At 48.6% G+C, this 15,768-nt stretch carries 15 protein-coding genes; 12 read left to right on the forward strand and 3 right to left on the reverse strand.

Annotated elements, in window-relative coordinates; translation table 11 throughout:
- Positions 1-5: 5 nt before the first annotated feature.
- The 10 genes from BVG16_RS12430 (at position 6) to BVG16_RS12475 (ending at position 11,462) form a co-directional block, all read left to right on the forward strand.
- On the forward strand, positions 6-1,544 hold the full coding sequence (locus BVG16_RS12430; RefSeq protein ID WP_078498991.1) for an ABC transporter substrate-binding protein: 1,539 nt from the start codon (positions 6-8) through the stop codon (positions 1,542-1,544).
- A gap of 188 nt (positions 1,545-1,732) precedes the next feature.
- Positions 1,733-2,674: an ABC transporter permease gene (locus BVG16_RS12435; protein WP_078498992.1), complete on the forward strand. Its 942-nt coding sequence runs from the start codon at positions 1,733-1,735 to the stop codon at positions 2,672-2,674.
- Positions 2,675-2,688: 14 nt separating this feature from the next.
- Positions 2,689-3,564, forward strand: coding sequence for a carbohydrate ABC transporter permease (locus BVG16_RS12440; protein WP_078498993.1), 876 nt, complete (start codon positions 2,689-2,691; stop codon positions 3,562-3,564).
- Between the two features lie 26 nt (positions 3,565-3,590).
- Positions 3,591-4,238, forward strand: coding sequence for an SGNH/GDSL hydrolase family protein (locus tag BVG16_RS12445; RefSeq protein ID WP_078498994.1), 648 nt, complete (start codon positions 3,591-3,593; stop codon positions 4,236-4,238).
- A 2-nt stretch (positions 4,239-4,240) separates the two neighbouring features.
- Positions 4,241-5,254, forward strand: coding sequence for an alpha/beta hydrolase (locus BVG16_RS12450; RefSeq protein ID WP_078498995.1), 1,014 nt, complete (start codon positions 4,241-4,243; stop codon positions 5,252-5,254).
- Between the two features lie 148 nt (positions 5,255-5,402).
- Positions 5,403-6,122, forward strand: a complete 720-nt coding sequence (locus tag BVG16_RS12455) for an MgtC/SapB family protein (RefSeq protein WP_233147012.1) — start codon at positions 5,403-5,405, stop codon at positions 6,120-6,122.
- 91 nt (positions 6,123-6,213) lie between these two features.
- Positions 6,214-8,694 (forward strand): beta-galactosidase GalA, encoded by a 2,481-nt coding sequence (gene galA / locus BVG16_RS12460; protein ID WP_078498997.1) that lies wholly within the window; start codon positions 6,214-6,216, stop codon positions 8,692-8,694.
- A 120-nt stretch (positions 8,695-8,814) separates the two neighbouring features.
- Complete coding sequence (locus BVG16_RS12465; RefSeq protein ID WP_078498998.1) at positions 8,815-9,651, forward strand: tyrosine-protein phosphatase; 837 nt, start codon at positions 8,815-8,817, stop codon at positions 9,649-9,651.
- A gap of 147 nt (positions 9,652-9,798) precedes the next feature.
- A complete protein-coding gene (locus BVG16_RS12470) occupies positions 9,799-10,758 on the forward strand; it encodes an alpha/beta hydrolase (RefSeq protein WP_078498999.1) in 960 nt (319 codons plus the stop codon).
- 164 nt (positions 10,759-10,922) lie between these two features.
- Positions 10,923-11,462 carry a hypothetical protein gene (locus BVG16_RS12475; RefSeq protein ID WP_078499000.1) on the forward strand — a complete coding sequence of 180 codons (540 nt, stop codon included), beginning with the start codon at positions 10,923-10,925 and terminating at the stop codon, positions 11,460-11,462.
- 823 nt (positions 11,463-12,285) lie between these two features.
- On the opposite strand, the gene BVG16_RS12485 is transcribed toward BVG16_RS12475, so the two are convergent.
- The 3 genes from BVG16_RS12485 to nfsA form a co-directional block, all read right to left on the reverse strand.
- Positions 12,286-12,672, reverse strand: coding sequence for a hypothetical protein (locus BVG16_RS12485; protein WP_233147013.1), 387 nt, complete (start codon positions 12,670-12,672; stop codon positions 12,286-12,288).
- 35 nt (positions 12,673-12,707) lie between these two features.
- The gene (locus BVG16_RS12490) at positions 12,708-13,325 is read right to left on the reverse strand and encodes a TetR/AcrR family transcriptional regulator (RefSeq protein ID WP_078499001.1); all 618 of its coding nucleotides are present in this window, start codon (positions 13,323-13,325) and stop codon (positions 12,708-12,710) included.
- 211 nt (positions 13,326-13,536) lie between these two features.
- On the reverse strand, positions 13,537-14,310 hold the full coding sequence (gene nfsA, locus BVG16_RS12495; protein WP_078499002.1) for an oxygen-insensitive NADPH nitroreductase: 774 nt from the start codon (positions 14,308-14,310) through the stop codon (positions 13,537-13,539).
- Between the two features lie 157 nt (positions 14,311-14,467).
- Here nfsA and BVG16_RS12500 point away from each other — a divergent pair, with 157 nt between their 5' ends.
- Together BVG16_RS12500 and BVG16_RS12505 are read left to right on the forward strand one after the other, a co-directional pair.
- Complete coding sequence (locus tag BVG16_RS12500; protein ID WP_078499003.1) at positions 14,468-14,971, forward strand: MarR family transcriptional regulator; 504 nt, start codon at positions 14,468-14,470, stop codon at positions 14,969-14,971.
- Positions 14,972-15,137: 166 nt separating this feature from the next.
- Positions 15,138-15,689, forward strand: a complete 552-nt coding sequence (locus tag BVG16_RS12505) for a GNAT family N-acetyltransferase (protein ID WP_078499004.1) — start codon at positions 15,138-15,140, stop codon at positions 15,687-15,689.
- Positions 15,690-15,768 lie beyond the last annotated feature (79 nt).

Below are 15,768 nucleotides of genomic sequence, written 5' to 3' on the forward strand. Positions count from 1 at the left end.
CTTACATGAAGAAAAGTATGAAGAGCGCTGCAATGCTTCTGATTTCCGTGCTGGCAGCGTCTACTCTGGTCACGGCCTGCAGCTCGGGCTCGAGCAACCAACCGAATACGAGCGGAGCTCCTGGACTGTCGGACAGCGCGAAGCCGGATCTGGAGCCCGTTGAACTGACGATGGTGTTTCCGGTTAACACTGAGCAGAAAGACTTGAAAGCCGTAGAAGAAGAAATCAACAAGATTACGCAGAAAAAAATCAATGCGACCGTGAAGCTCGTTCAGATCACGAAAGGTGCCTGGGCGCAGCAAACCACACTGATGCTGTCTGGCAACGAGAAAATGGACCTCATCGTAAGCGGCCGAGGCACGTACGAGCAGCAAGTGGCCAAGGGCAATTATCTTGCGCTAGACGACTACATTGCCAAATACGGTCAAGGTGCCCAAAAAGCGCTAGACGATCTGGATCCGGCTTACCTAAAAGCATCCAGGATCGACGGGAAAACTTACGGGATAACGTCTATCCGGGACCTGGCGAGCGACTTCGGCATCTCGATGCGCAAGGATCTTGTGGACAAGTACAAAATCGATACGAATGCGATCAGATCGGTGGACGATCTTGACACCGTATTCAAGGTGATCAAGGAGAATGAGCCTGATGTGACTCCGGTGATCAAGTTTTCCAACTCGATTCTCGGTAGCCCTTTCTCCGCTGGCATGATGGATCCTTTGGGAGACGGCTTCGGTGTGCTGCAGGCACACAATGACGGGATGAAGGTAGTCAATTGGATTGAAACTCCGGAATATGCCAAGCTGCTGGATACAACAAGAAGATGGTATTTGGCCGGATATGTTGCTAAAGATGCAGCAACCAGTACGGAAATTTGGCAAAATTTGATGAAGGCGGGAAAAGCCTTCTCGACGTTCCACCATATGAGCCCATTTAGCGAAGCGGCAAATTCCTTAACTGTAGGACAAGATTTGATCGAGGTGCGCCTGTTACCGGCCGCTTCAGGCACTACCAGCGTCATCACCTATATGTGGAGCATTCCCAGAAACGCGCAGAACCCGGAAAGGTCAATGATGCTGCTTGATTTGATGTATACAGACAAAGATTTTATCAATTTGCTCGACTGGGGAATCGAAGGGCAGCATTACGTAAAAAAATCGGATAATGTCATCGATTTCCCGGAGGGCGTCAACGCTTCGAACAGCGGCTATTACCCTTACGAAAACTGGCTATTCGGAAATATGTTCCTTTCTTATGTGTTCAACGGCGAAGATCCGGACCGTAACCAGAAGCTGGAGGAATTCATTAAGAATTCGAAAAAATCGAAAGCGATGGGCTTCATTTATAATCCGGAGTCTGTTAAGACGGAAATCGCGGCTCTTACGAATGTGGTGAACCAGTACGCTCTCGCTTTGGAGACCGGTACGGTGGATCCCGCTAAGGTATTGCCCGAGTATATCAAGCAAATGAAAGCGGCGGGCATCGACAAGGTCATTGCCGAGAAGCAAAAGCAGCTTGATGCTTGGGCAGCGGCCAATAAATAATCCGACGGATCCTCCTGTAAAAGACGGAATGTCTTGAACAGGGGGATTTTTTACGCCATCGCGAATGCAGTCAAGCCGATGTCGGAAACTCAAAAATATGATGTCGGGATCATGGAAGTAGGGGCGGACAAATTGCTATAAGATGAAAACATGCACTAAACAATGACAGCAAAAGGTGGTTGTAACGTATGAAAGCAAGCAAAATGTCGGTGTTGCGGCTTGAGATGAGGAAGGCAAAAAAATACCGGATGCTCGTGCTCATGACGCTGCCGGGGCTACTCTACTTTCTCGTCAACAATTATTTGCCGATGTTCGGCATCGTCATCGCGTTCAAAGACGTCAATTTTGCGACGGGTATATGGGGGAGCGAGTGGGTCGGCTTCAAGAACTTCGAGTATTTGTTCAAGACGAAGGATGCATACATCATCACCCGCAACACGTTATTGTATAATCTCTCCTTCATTGTCTTGAATACGGCAATCGCGATTTCGCTTGCGATCCTGCTGAATGAAATCCGCAAGCGCATTTTATCGAGAACGTACCAAACATTGATCCTGCTTCCGCACTTGATCTCCATGGTGATCGTTGGTTACCTCGTGCTCGGTTTCCTGGACGTCGAAAAAGGCTTCATGAACAAAACCCTGCTCCCCTTTTTCGGCCTAGAGCCTATCTCTTGGTATAGCGAAACGAAATACTGGCCGTGGATCCTGACAATCGTACACGCCTGGAAAGGCGTAGGACAACTTTGCATCATCTACTTGGCTTCGATTATCGGCATCGATCAAGAGTACTATGAGGCGGCTAAAATAGACGGCGCGAACCGGTGGCAGCAAATCCAAATGATTACGATTCCGCTCATTGCGCCGGTTATTACGATTATGACACTGCTTGCGATCGGGCGCATTTTCTATTCCGACTTCGGCTTGTTCTTCCAAGTGCCGCTTAACACGGGCGTCTTAATGCCGGTCACGAACACGATCGATACATATGTGTACCGCGCGCTGGTCAATATGGGCGATATCGGGATGTCGTCGGCCGCAGGCTTGTATCAAGCGCTCGTCGGATTTGTTCTGGTGCTGGCTTCCAATGCGGTCGTGAGAAAATTCAACAAAGACAATGCACTGTTCTAGAAAGGGGCGTTCCCATGCCATCATCCGGTAAAGTTTATCAATGGACGATCAACATCGTCATGCTAGCATTTACATTTTTCTGCATCATGCCATTCTGGTTGCTGCTCTCCGCTTCTCTTACGGACGACATGGAAATCATTCGCCATGGATATGCTTTCTTCCCGAAAGCCGTCAGTTTTGCGGCATACGAATATTTATGGACGAACTCAGCTAATATACTGCGCGCTTATGGAATTACGATTCTCGTGACAGTGGTCGGAACGGCTGTAGGATTGACTCTAACGGCGTTGCTTGCCTATCCGCTGTCACGGACCGAGATGCCATTTCGCAATATACTGTCCTTCTACGTATTTTTCACGATGCTGTTTAACGGAGGCCTTGTGCCGACCTACCTGCTATACACCAATTATTTCAATTTTAAAAATACGATGCTGGCGCTGATCATACCGAGCCTGTTGATGAACGGTTTTTTCGTCATCCTGATGCGAACGTTCTTTGCAACCTCGATTCCGAAGCCGATTATCGAATCGGCCTACATCGACGGGGCGAAGGAATGGAAAATTTTCGCGAAAATCGTATTGCCGTTATCGACGCCAGTTTTGGCTACGGTCGGGTTGTTTTATACGATTATGTACTGGAACGATTGGTTTAACGGATTGATTTACATTACCGATAGCCGGTACTTCAGCCTTCAAAACATGCTCAACCGGATTTTACTCGATGCGCAATTTTTGCAGTCATCGACGGAGGTCGTCGCGACAAGTGATCTTCCGCTCACCTCCATGCGCATGGCCATAGCCGCGATCGGGGTCGTTCCGTTGCTGGTCGCATACCCATTCTTTCAGAAGTATTTTGTGAAAGGCCTGACGGTTGGCGCCGTCAAAGGTTGAAACTATTATTTTGGAGGTGTTTACAGATGACCGGCACGAGAACGATCTTATGCTTCGGAGATTCAAATACATGGGGAGCCGATCCGCAGAATCGAGGAGTTCGGTATCCGGCGGATGTTCGGTGGACGGGCGTACTGCGTAAGGAACTGGGAGACGGCTACGACATTGTCGAGGAAGGCTTGCCCGGGAGGACGACAGTGTGGGCGGATCCGATCGATGGAATCATGAGCGGAAAAGAGTACTTGCCGACCTGCCTGCTGTCTCACAGGCCACTTGATCTTGTCGTGATCATGCTCGGAACGAATGATTTGAAAGAGCGGTTTTCCGTCTCGGCGCTAGATATCGCGATGAGCGCCCTGTCGCTTGCCGGACTCGTAAAAACGACTTTTTCAAGGCCGGGGATTACGATAGTCCCTCAGGTTCTGATTCTAGTTCCGCCGCCAATCAAGGAAACTGGATTATTCGCAGGCATGTTCAAGGGCGGGGAAGAGAAGTCCAAACAATTGGGCGAGGCATTCGCAATGCTTAGTCCGTATACCGACGCGTCTATCATGGATGCTTCGACCGTGATCGTTTCCAGTGAGGCAGACGGCATTCATTTCGAAGCGGAACAACACCTGAAGCTCGGAAGTGCCGTTGCGGAAAAAATAAAAAGTATGTTGGTGGAGGCATAACAATGAACATTCCTTTGTGGCAAGACCAACCTGCATTGCAGGGATTCAACGAAGGTTGTCCCAGCGTAACACCGTACTTGCTGGAAGGGGAAGGGCCGTTTCCTGCCGTCATCGTTTGTCCTGGCGGAGGCTATACGCATCGGGCTGTTCATGAAGGCGAGCCTGTCGCCAAGTGGTTGAACGCGATCGGCATTTCGGCTTTTGTCCTTCATTATAGGGTTACTCCGGCACAATATCCGAGCCAGCTTCATGATGCTCAGCGGGCCATACGAACGATCAGGCATAGAGGGACGGAATGGAATATTGATCCCGAGCGAATCGGTATGCTGGGATTTTCAGCCGGAGGCCATCTTGCTTCGATGGCAGGTACGAGCTTTGACAACGGCAATCCGCAAGCCAATGATCCGATCGAACGATACAGCAGCCGTCCCGATGTGCTCGTGCTCTGTTATCCTCTCATTACGATGGGCGAATTTACGAATGCATCGTGCAAGTCGGTATTGATGGGGGAACGGCAGAACGATAGTGCTCTGATCGAGCTGTTATCAAGTGAAAAGCAAGTAACGGAGGAAACACCGCCGATTTTTATGTGGATCACGGCAGACGATCCGGTCGTTCAGGCTGAGAATTGTTTAATGTTCGCAGCAGCGCTCAGGAAGTTTAGGGTTTCTTTCGAAATGCATCTTTTTGAAAGTGGTCCTCATGGACTCGGACTGGCCAGTGGCGATCGGGAAGCGCAAGCATGGACAAAGCTGTGCGAGGCATGGTTTAAATCCAGGAATTTCCTCCTTGTAGAACGAGTGATTGACGAGTATACAACAGTAGGCCAGTTGCTGGCCAATGATTACAGCAGACCCGTATTGGAGCGGTATCTTCCGGATCTTTTGGCATCGCCGAAGATCGACTATATCAAAGCGTTTTCGTTGAAGTCGCTGTTCAATTTATCCGATCCGATGTTTACGGACGAGAAACTGGCAGACATCTTAAAAGACTTGAAATCAGGCGCAAAAAAATAACAACGAAGTGCATAGGCATGCAACGCGTAATTCCTTTTTCAAGGGCAAGACACTCTGCAAAATATATATTTGAAATAAGGGGGGGACGATATTGACCGGCGCCGCTGCTAATGTTTGGCAACTTGGTCATTGGGATTTGTTCGTACGCATGGGCCTCGCCGCAGTTTTGGGCGGATTGATCGGCATCGAGCGGGAGTGGAACAACCATGCGGCAGGGTTCCGCACCCATATTCTCGTCTGTCTCGGTTCGACCACCATTATGCTACTTTCGATTTACGGATTCTCCGACTTTGTTGCCGAATCCAACGTCCGGCTCGACCCTGCCCGTCTGGCCGCTCAGGTGATCAGCGGGATCGGATTTTTGGGTGCGGGTGCGATTCTGCGTAACGGGTCTGTCATCAAAGGGCTCACGACCGCGGCTTCGATTTGGGTTGTGGCGGCAATCGGCCTTTGCGTCGGAGCGGGGTTTTTGTTTGTCGCATTTCTGTGTACGTTTTTCGTCATTATCAGTCTATACGTGCTGAACAAGTGGGAGAAACATTTGATGCGCTACCGCACAAAGCACGAGGTCAAGTGTACGATTATCGATATGCCAGGCGTTTTTGGGAAGGTTGCTTCCAAATTCGGCGAACAAGGGATCCAAATCTCCAACGTCAAAATGATGCCGGATGAACACGCGTCACCTGAGGCCGGGGGTATGCCTACGATGCAACTCTGCTTCACGGTCAAAAATCATCAAGAAGAAAATATCGTCCAAGCGCTGGAAGAAATTACGGCGCTGGACATGGTGCTGTGGACGGAATCCAGTTATTTACCTGCTTTGAAACCGGCTATTCCGGTAACCGAAAAAAATTCGATGAATCTATGAATCGAAAGAATTAAAAATAGATACAGCCGAGTAAGATTGATTGCTATGGGGATACTCTTTTCGAAAATAAGATCAAAAGGAGCCGTTGTTTATGAGAACCAGAGAAAATTTTGATAGAAACTGGATGTTTCATGTCGGTGAGGTAGGGAAAATTGTCAAGACGGTAAAAAAAGCCGGCATGATCGCCGGACTGACGAATGCGCTGGGTGAGGAAAGACATGAGCCCTTTGCAATCGGCGAAGCTGGACGTGTCTCCCAGAATGTCGCTCGAGAATTATTGGGCGATCCAAACTTCGAGCTTACCCAAATTTATGGCTCGGACACGCCAAAGGATAAGATTACAGGCTGGGTGGGTGTTAATCTGCCGCATGATTGGAGGTTGGAACAGCCGTACAACTCGGAACGCGGGGGTGCGTTTCAAGGTTATCTGCCCAATGGAGTGGGTTATTACCGCAAGGTATTTCAAATTCCGCAGGAGGATGAAGGCAAGAAGATCATCATCGAATTTGACGGTGTAATGCGGAACAGCTCGGTTTGGGTGAACGGATGCTTCGTCGGCGACCATCTCAGCGGTTATACCAGCTTTTATTATGACATCACGGACCTGCTGAAATATGGGGATGAGGAAGGGGATAATGTCATCCTGGTCCGAACGGATACGACAGGCGGAGACGAAGGCTGGTGGTACGAAGGCGGAGGCATCTACCGCCATGTCTGGTTAACCAAATATGATTATCTGCATGTGGATCGCTGGGGAACCTTCGTCAGAACCGAGCAAATTGACAATGAAATGACCGCGGTTACGGTCGAAACAACGGTAAGCAACGAATATCCGCAGAAGATGAAGTACGGCATCCGAACGAGTATTCTGAATCCGGCCGGGGAACTCGTTGCCATCACGGAAACCGACTGCGATACGCCGGGAATCGACAAGCAAACGGTTCTTCAAACGGTTCAAGTGGCGAAGCCACTGCTCTGGTCGCAGGATACGCCGCATCTGTATGAGGCCGTAACGGAACTGCTTCATGAAGGTCAAATTGTCGACACGTATCGGACCGTTTACGGCATCCGAACGGTGGAATACCTTCAGGATGGATTATATCTTAATGGTAAGTACGTACAAGTGAAAGGCACCTGCAACCACCAGGATTTCGCCGGTGTGGGCATCGCGCTGCCGGACCGTGTGCATGAATATAAAGTCAAACGCCTGCTGGAAATGGGCTGTAACGCTTACCGATGTGCCCATCATCCGCCGGCCCCGGAACTGCTCGATGCTTGCGACAGACTCGGGATGCTGGTATTGAACGAGAACCGGATCACGGAGAGTACGGAGATCAAGCTCGATGATCTGAAATCCATGCTGTACCGTGACCGCAACCATCCAAGTATCTTTATGTGGAGTCTCGGTAATGAAGAGAAGATCAGCGGCAGTTACCAAGCCAATCGGATGCTGAAGCGCACTAAGGATTTGGCGAAACGAATCGATCCTACCCGTCCTGTTACCGCGGCCAATCTAAGTCAGATAGGAATGGACATCGAGGTTAATGGCGTTAATTACGGCGAGTCCATAAAAATAGGTCAATCGATCGGTGAATGGATTCAATCCCATCCCGAAGCCAAAGTGCTGAATACGGAGAATGTCTCCTTTTTCTCGGCAAGAGGCGTCTATGCGGATGATCCAGAGGGCGGGCGGTGCTCCAGCTACGGCTCGAGATATACGATGTTAGGTAAGGAACTGGATGTAGGCAATCTGGGCGGAGCGGGCGGCACGTCAACGCCTGAACGAAGCTGGCGTTATTTCTTAAATAACCGTTTTTCGGGCGGCTTGTTCGTATGGACGGGTTTCGATTATCGCGGGGAGACGACGCCGTTCCAGTGGCCGTCTGTGCTATCGCATTTCGGCATCCTGGATTATTGCGGATTTGCCAAGGACTCTTACTATTTCTATCAATCGATCTGGAAGGACGAGCCTATCGTTCATCTCATGCCGCACTGGAACTGGCCGGATCGGCTGGGACAGCAGGTGGAGGTCCGCGTGTATACCAACTGCAATGAAGTGGAGCTGATGCTGAACGGCCAAAGCTTGGGCAAGAAGCAAGCGGATGCTGAAGCGGGCGAGCACACATTATTGTGGCAGGTAGCCTATGAACCTGGTCTGCTCGAAGCCTTCGCTTATCGGGATGGTAAGGTGGCCGCAACAGAGCGGAAAGAGACCACAACGGAAGCATACACTGTTCACTTGGAGGCGAACCGGTCGGAACTCCTTGCTGACGGCCAGGACGTGTCCATGGTCACGGTTTCGGTGAGAGATCAATCGGGAAGGGTAGTGCCGGTCGCCAATAATCGGATCCAGTTCCATATTACGGGTGAAGGTAAGTTGCTTGGTCTTGGGAACGGAGATCCGGGATGTCATGAGTCGGATCGAGGTGATGCGAGAAGCGTGTTCAATGGCTACGCCTTGGCATTGATTCAGTCACTGGATGAGGCAGGAGAGATACGCATTGAGGCGTCTTCGGAAGGGTTAGTACCGGCCGTATTGACCCTTCAATCCCGGAAAGACCTAACGAATTGAACGATCAGTGATTATTAAAAAAGCCTTCCCCCTCTGTTCATAAGCCATATCGAGAAGAGGGGGGGATTTTTATGGTGATGAGATTTTGAATAATAAATATTTCGCTAAAGAGGTGCAGCTATGTCAACAAGCCAATTTGCCACATATCCCGCCAATCGGGTCATTCCCTTCGAAGGCGTGCATAATTTCCGAGATATGGGAGGCTATCGAACGTCTGATGGCCGCAAAGTAAAATACGGCCTTTTCTTTCGTTCCGATCACTTGACCGGTTTAACGGAGCAGGATTTAACCTTCTTGCAAACGTTGAATATCAAAACGGTTTTCGATTACCGCGGCGATCTTGAGTCGCGCATAATGCCGGATCCGGTTCTCCCTAATGCAAAAAATATACGGATACCGGCGAACACTGAGGATCAGCATGAGCAAATGAATTTGCCGGCCGCTCCTGAAGGGGAGGAACAGCAAGGCCATCTTCTGAAAGAATTGGTTAAAAAAGCCTTCTTCAAAAGTTTCTGCGCGGAAACCCACATGACGGAATTGTATACGAAACTTCCGATTAACAATCCTTCGTTCAAACGTTTGATGGAAACGATCCAGGATCCGGATCAATTGGGGCTACTGCATCATTGTACGTCGGGCAAAGACCGAACCGGGGTCGGAGCCGCTCTCATCTTGCTTGCGCTGGGTGTCTCCGAACAAACGGTCATGGAAGACTATCTCTTAAGCAATGAGACGATGAAATCGTTCAACAGGAATCTTCTGAAACGGTTGGCTGAACATGCGGACGAAGCAGTTTTGCAAAATTTGAACCAATTGCTCACGGTTAACGAAGCGTTTTTGTCAGCCGCTTTCGGATCGATCAAGAAGACATATGGCAATGTTGACACTTATTTTTCTGAAGAATTCGGCTTAACCAATCAAAGACGGGAAGCCTTGCAAAGCATGTTTTTGGAGTAGAGGGAAAAGCGTGGTAAAACGCATCCACTGGATGATCACAAAGCTCTTCTCGTCATTAGTAAAACAGGTAATGTGCTATTCGTGCTACACTTGTGACAGAACTACGGAACAACAAACTACCGCACGTTGCATGGAGGGAGTAAGTAATTGAAGAAAAGAACGAAGAAATGGCTCGCCGCCGCGGGAATCGTCGTCGCCTTGCTGGTGAGCGTCGATGTCGGGGGGAGCTTTTACTTTTATCATCTGGCGATTGAACGGTCGCCGAAAGATTTCTTGTATAGCAGCCCCGATTTGGGAGCGAGGCCTGCCGCAGCCGGCTTTAACGTGGACGGCAAAGCGTGGATCGACTCGCATCCATACGAAGAGATGGAGCTGATATCAGACGACGGATTGAAGCTTCGCGGCTACTACTGGCATGCGCCTGCGCCGACGAAGAAAACGGTCATCATCGCCCATGGATACGCCGGAAAAGCCAAAGATATGGGCATTTATGCCGCCTTTTACCACGATAAGCTCGGCTATAACGTGCTCATGCCGGACGACCGCGGACACGGCGAGAGCGAAGGCGATTATACCGGGTTCGGATGGCTGGACCGCAAAGATTACGTGAAGTGGATCGACCTGATGATCGGCAAAGCCGGTGCCGATGCCGAAATCGTCCTGCATGGCGTGTCGATGGGCGGCGCCACAGTGCTGATGACGAGCGGAGAACGGCTGCCCGCAAATGTCAAGGCGGTCGTTGCCGACTGTGGTTACACGTCGGTCAAAGACGAATTAAGCTACCAGCTCAAGCGCTTGTACCATCTGCCGAGCTTCCCGATCGTGCAGAGCACGAGCCTGCTGACGAAAATCCGTGCCGGTTACGGCTTCGGGGAAGCGTCGGCGCTAGAGCAGGTACGGCGAACGAAGCTGCCCGTGCTGTTCATTCACGGAGATGCCGACACGTTCGTGCCGTTCGAGATGGCCGGCGAGCTGTACGATGCCGCAGGCGGCGAGAAGGAGCTGTTCGTCGTCCCGACGGCCCGCCACGCCAAAGCGTACCAAACGGATCCGACCGGATACGAAAGCCGCGTCACCGCATTTATCGCGAAGTATATTCGGACGTAGCCTGCGCATCGCAAACCAATAGGCCACTTGGCGTACGCCAGGTGGCCTTTCTTTCCGTTTACCCGCGAATAACCGATACGGTATTTTCCACTTGATTCACCATAATCAAAAAGGCTTGGGGTGAGACGTCCGGTTACCGAGATCAACTGCAGAAGCGCAACCTCATGATTCGCAATAAGTATGCTCATGGAGTTACGGTTTCGGAACTTGCGGACGAATACTTTATATCCTTGGATTCCGTAAAAAAATCATCTATTCGAAGAAAAACGATAGACATTTATCATATGCCCCGACTTTGGAGTCAGCTGTACAGTATGCGAATGTCGGGATATTCGAAGAATGGATTCAAATGCTATCTGCTGCTTACCCGAAAAGTCATTCCCATTCTACATGATTTCATGAAGGAAGATCATCTATTTATCGGAGTCGTAAAGTTTCCACTGCGTCTCATTCAGCGTGATGAAATAGAGATCGGGGAAAACCATGAAGCTGAAGATGATGACCATGCAACCGCTCCAGCACCGCTTCTTGTTCAGTACGAAGAAGGCGAATTTCATTATATCGTTCAGAAGAAGTTATTAAACTTATTAAAACAACGCAAAGTAAATGCTTATCCGACCATAATCGTTATGAAAGGAAATGACGATTATAAAAGGTTTATGAAATTCTACGGAACCATATCCTTTTATGTTGATAAAGTATGATTTTGATAACGGGCCATCCATTGCGGGATGGACAAAAACTTCGCGGAGATCCGTAGCATAAATATAAGAGATAGTAATTCCGCTATAAAGTCACGGCGGCAGCCGGTCGGCACGATCGGTTTCTTTTGTTGAACTAACGGGAAATATAGTTGAATCATGATATAGAGGAAGCCGGTCAAACGATCAGCTGCCGTTTTCATTGAAGTAACTGGCAGTATAGTTACAAATAAAGGAAATTCCTGAATCCAAAGAATATTTACTGGGGTATATTGTTCAAAACCAAGATTGGATGGTGGTAGTTATATGAAGGTGGTCATTGGAGCAGGGCAGAAAAAGTATGATGGTTGGCTCAGTACCCAGGAAGATGAGTTGAATTTATTATCTTTATGATGCAAAAACTTTCGTAACAGTATTTGAAATGGCAGGGTTTGAAGTAACGTTATTGGAGTATTGTGACGAGAACGGAGGTTTTCATTATACCTACTGGAATGAAGTGGATGGAAGGATAGGAAGATCATTTCGGTTCGATACAAGGAATTCCACTAAAGAATTAGGGATGGTATCCATTATCATAGATGCAAAAAAGTCATTGCAAATAAGAAATAATACCTAAGAGATTAAATTAACACGATAGTACAACATTAGGCTGCCAGCACGAACAGCAGTCTAATGTTGTACTATCGGGCAGTTTTGTTGAAGATTAATTACGGTGAACCGTATCACAAGTAAAGGCAAGTTTTTTTGCAGAATTCCTTGCGGCGTATGGGGTTGATATGTGTGTAGGCTACGCGCTAAGGAAATGTGAATCACGTTCGATTAGTCCTTAGCTTTGCTGGCTGAGGCATGGGTTGAATCTGAGATACAATGCATGACCGAGGAGGAGGCCCCCGATGGCGTAGACGATGGACAGGTAGATGCCGCTATTACTCGTCGCAAGATAAGACGGGATGAAGACGTTTATGGCAACTTTTACAATGACAAGCATAACGATGACGCCGATAATCCATAGTCTCTTCTTGCCAGGTGTGATGAGCCCGAGTCTTTGTCTGGCGACTGCCCAGCGTTGAACGAGACCCGCAATAATCCCTAGGACGATTCCTGACAGCAACAATAACCATTCGAGCATTCCGATCCCATCCAATAGCAGAGCCCACGCGATCCCGATCAGGATCAAGAGGATACCGACCACAAATGTTTTATTCAACCTCACCAACTCCTTTGCTTAATGGTAATGGATAAAGCGGTTCAAACCTTGCGTGCAGCCATTTGAAATATAGTAACGAGCTCTTTAGCATAAGCGTCCAGGTCAAGATCAAGACTCGCTGCTAACTGAAAGCTGAGTCCATCAATGGCCGATCGGATCGTGGCCGCCAAGACACGAGCGGAGAAATCGGTAAATTCCCGGAAATCCCCTTCCATAGTGCCCCTGTGCAACATCTTCACAAGCACATTGATTGTCGCATCAGTATCGATGTTCCTGAAATGGCGAGGCTTTCCCTCCTCGTCCCTTGCATGAAATATAATCTCCGTTACGGCAATAACATGCTTCCGATGCGATTTCATGAACAACACATTCTTCTCGATATATGTGTTAATCCAACCCAATGCTGTCGTCTGCGCCGCAAGATAAGGTGTCATGAACGTAGAGCCGGATTCGTATAAGTCGGACACAATCTGTTCGATCAGATCGTCCTTGCTGGAAAAATGGTAGGAAATCACCCCTTTGCTGATCCCAGCCTCTTTGGCGATTTGTGCCAAAGAGGCTTGTGCATAACCTCTCGAGGAAATAATCTCGATTGCGCATGTCATGATTTGGTTTCGCCTTGCTTCTTCGATGAATGACAACTTTTTTTGGCTCTTCATTTTGGTTTTTATCCTCACGATTTAATTTTAGTACTAATGGTTCAATTTTAGTACGATCGGTCAAAAAAATCAAGAGCACTTCGAAGGTTTCATCAACCTGAACAACATCGTTAGGGTTATGTGGAAAACTTGCCGTTATAGATAGTGCGGAGAACCGTATCAAAAGTAAGGCGAAATGATTCCCCGCAATGAGTATCCCTCGTCGTTTCCCTCAGGTAATGTTAAAGCCCTTGCTGCGCATGTATTCGGTCATGGCGCCGAGCGGTATTTTCATCTTCAGAATGTCAATGTGTTTTCGCGACCACCCGTCATTACGATTGTTCTCGCTGCGCGTCTGGTAGTAGTGGTTCATGTCGTTGTCGTAAGCTTGGACTCGTTCAAGCTGCTCCGTCTCGGAGGAGTAACGGTTCTCGAAATAGACGGCTTCCAAGGGGAGGCGAGGCTTTACTTCCGGCTGCTGGTCGGGAACGCCGACGGCGATGCCGAAGAGCGGAATGACGTACTGAGGTAGACCAAGCATGTCGTCAAGCCGTTTGATGTCTTTGTTGACCGCGCCCATGATGACAGCGCCGAGTCCAAGCGATTCTGCGGCCAGAACGGCGTTCTGTGCTGCAAGTGCGGCATCGATGACAGCGATTTGATAGAAAGCGGAGCTTTCCAGCATGATTTGCATATCCTGCTTCTCCTGATTGGTACCCATGACCGTCAGTCGCTGAAGGTCCGCGCAAAAAATAAATAGGTGTCCGTTTTCCTCGATATACGGTGTCTTCGTGATCTCACGCAACTCGTGTTTCAAAGCGGGATCGGTAAGACCGATAATCGAGTAGGCTTGCATGAAGCTGGAAGAAGAAGCCATTTGGGCGGCACGTACGATGGTTTCAATCTGGAAGGGCACCAGCTTCTCGTTCTTAAATTTGCGGATCGAGCGGTGATTCATGATGGTTGCCAGCACTCGGTTTGTCGTGGAAGCGGATTGATTCGTCATATGGGAGTCACTCCTTCATTATTATTGTTTCTTGGAAACAAAATAACATAGGGAGTGAGATCCGTCAATATTGTTTCTTGGAAATATTATTTACGGACATGGATTCTATTTGCTATACTTAGGGGCATATGTAACGGATGAAAGGTGGCGCGGAAGGATGAAGCAGGCTCACGACGAAAGGTTGCTTCAGGAAGTGTTTGAAGCTTTTACGCAATTTGCGGAGAAAATACAGCAAGACGACGACGAAGAGAAGGCATGGCTGCTGGCTCAATGCTCGGATCTGCAAATACAGACTGTATTGCGCGAGATGACACCTACGATGTTCCATGTGCTGGATGCGATCGGCAAGCTCGGCCGAGCGAACGGCAGCACGTTGTCTAGCCGGTTCGGCATTCCGAAGGGTACCATCTCTAAGCTGACGAAGCGCCTTGTTTCGCACGGTCTTATCGTGAGTGAGACGATTCCGGGAAACAAGAAGGAGCTGCATTTTGCGATTACGCCATCGGGCGAGAAGATCTACAAGCTCCATAAGCAGCTGGACGAACGTATCCATGCGGGCGCTACCCGTTTCATGGCGGGTTATACGGAGGAGCAGCTGACGTTCATTAGAGATTTCATGCAAAAGCTGGTCTCGAACTCGTTTCTTCAGCTTGATGAATAGCCAGAGTTTTATAGTGGAATTCCTTTCAAAACTACTGGTATAATCTAGTAATATGAAAGGAATGAGAACAATGTAGTCCCAATTAGAAATATAGATCCTCGTGTAAGATCTCCACCTTCTTTCTTAGGAGGAATAGGAGTGAAATCATTTAATTAGGAGGGTCTATATGAATAACAATATTTGGTCCGGTAACAAAGTTAGATTGCGTGCGATTTTGGCTACAGATTGGGCAAGGTTTCATAACAACGATTTTGATTCGGAAAGCGCTAGACTTTGCGATGTGATCTATTTTCCAAGGTCTGAAGAAGGCACGAAGCATTGGGCTGAGAATCAAGCGTCCAAAGGTCCAGACGGCGATAACTTCAGTCTCGCAATCGAAACACTTGATGGTGAGCTCGTTGGCAGCATTGTTGCTCACAGCTGCGATACACGGCATGGAACGTTCAAGTATGGCGTAGCAATTTTTCGAGAGCACTGGCGTAATGGATATGCTTCAGAAGCAGTTAAAATCCTTGTACGCTATTATTACGAGGAGTTACGTTACCAGAAAGTAACCGCTCATGTCTATGCATTTAACGATGGCTCGATTGCACTTCAGGAGTATCTTGGATTCGTTCAAGAGGGAAGACTGAGGAATATGATTTATACAAAAGGGCAACACTTTGATGAATTTGTATATGGATTGACCAAGAGCGAATACGAAATGCTGAATAGATAGGGATTGAATAGAATGGCTGCCATCAATGTGGCAGCCGTTTGTTATAATCACCCAGAGGTAGGCTCAAAACTTGCCGTTA

The organism is Paenibacillus selenitireducens, from assembly GCF_002021565.1.
In the GTDB taxonomy this organism is placed as follows: Bacteria; Bacillota; Bacilli; order Paenibacillales; family Paenibacillaceae; genus Paenibacillus_K; species Paenibacillus_K selenitireducens.

Excerpts from the sequence above, each read along its gene's own strand:
- BVG16_RS12430 (WP_078498991.1), top strand. The coding sequence starts at position 6 with ATGAAGAAAAGTATGAAGAGCGCTGCAATGCTTCTGATTTCCGTGCTG.
- BVG16_RS12505 (WP_078499004.1), top strand. The coding sequence starts at position 15,138 with ATGAATAACAATATTTGGTCCGGTAACAAAGTTAGATTGCGTGCGATT.
- BVG16_RS12500 (WP_078499003.1), top strand. The coding sequence starts at position 14,468 with ATGAAGCAGGCTCACGACGAAAGGTTGCTTCAGGAAGTGTTTGAAGCT.
- BVG16_RS12435 (WP_078498992.1), top strand. The coding sequence starts at position 1,733 with ATGAAAGCAAGCAAAATGTCGGTGTTGCGGCTTGAGATGAGGAAGGCA.
- galA (WP_078498997.1), top strand. The coding sequence starts at position 6,214 with ATGAGAACCAGAGAAAATTTTGATAGAAACTGGATGTTTCATGTCGGT.
- BVG16_RS12455 (WP_233147012.1), top strand. The coding sequence starts at position 5,403 with ATGGGCCTCGCCGCAGTTTTGGGCGGATTGATCGGCATCGAGCGGGAG.
- BVG16_RS12440 (WP_078498993.1), top strand. The coding sequence starts at position 2,689 with ATGCCATCATCCGGTAAAGTTTATCAATGGACGATCAACATCGTCATG.
- BVG16_RS12490 (WP_078499001.1), bottom strand. The coding sequence starts at position 13,325 with ATGAAGAGCCAAAAAAAGTTGTCATTCATCGAAGAAGCAAGGCGAAAC.
- BVG16_RS12450 (WP_078498995.1), top strand. The coding sequence starts at position 4,241 with ATGAACATTCCTTTGTGGCAAGACCAACCTGCATTGCAGGGATTCAAC.
- BVG16_RS12465 (WP_078498998.1), top strand. The coding sequence starts at position 8,815 with ATGTCAACAAGCCAATTTGCCACATATCCCGCCAATCGGGTCATTCCC.
- BVG16_RS12475 (WP_078499000.1), top strand. The coding sequence starts at position 10,923 with ATGATTCGCAATAAGTATGCTCATGGAGTTACGGTTTCGGAACTTGCG.
- nfsA (WP_078499002.1), bottom strand. The coding sequence starts at position 14,310 with ATGACGAATCAATCCGCTTCCACGACAAACCGAGTGCTGGCAACCATC.
- BVG16_RS12445 (WP_078498994.1), top strand. The coding sequence starts at position 3,591 with ATGACCGGCACGAGAACGATCTTATGCTTCGGAGATTCAAATACATGG.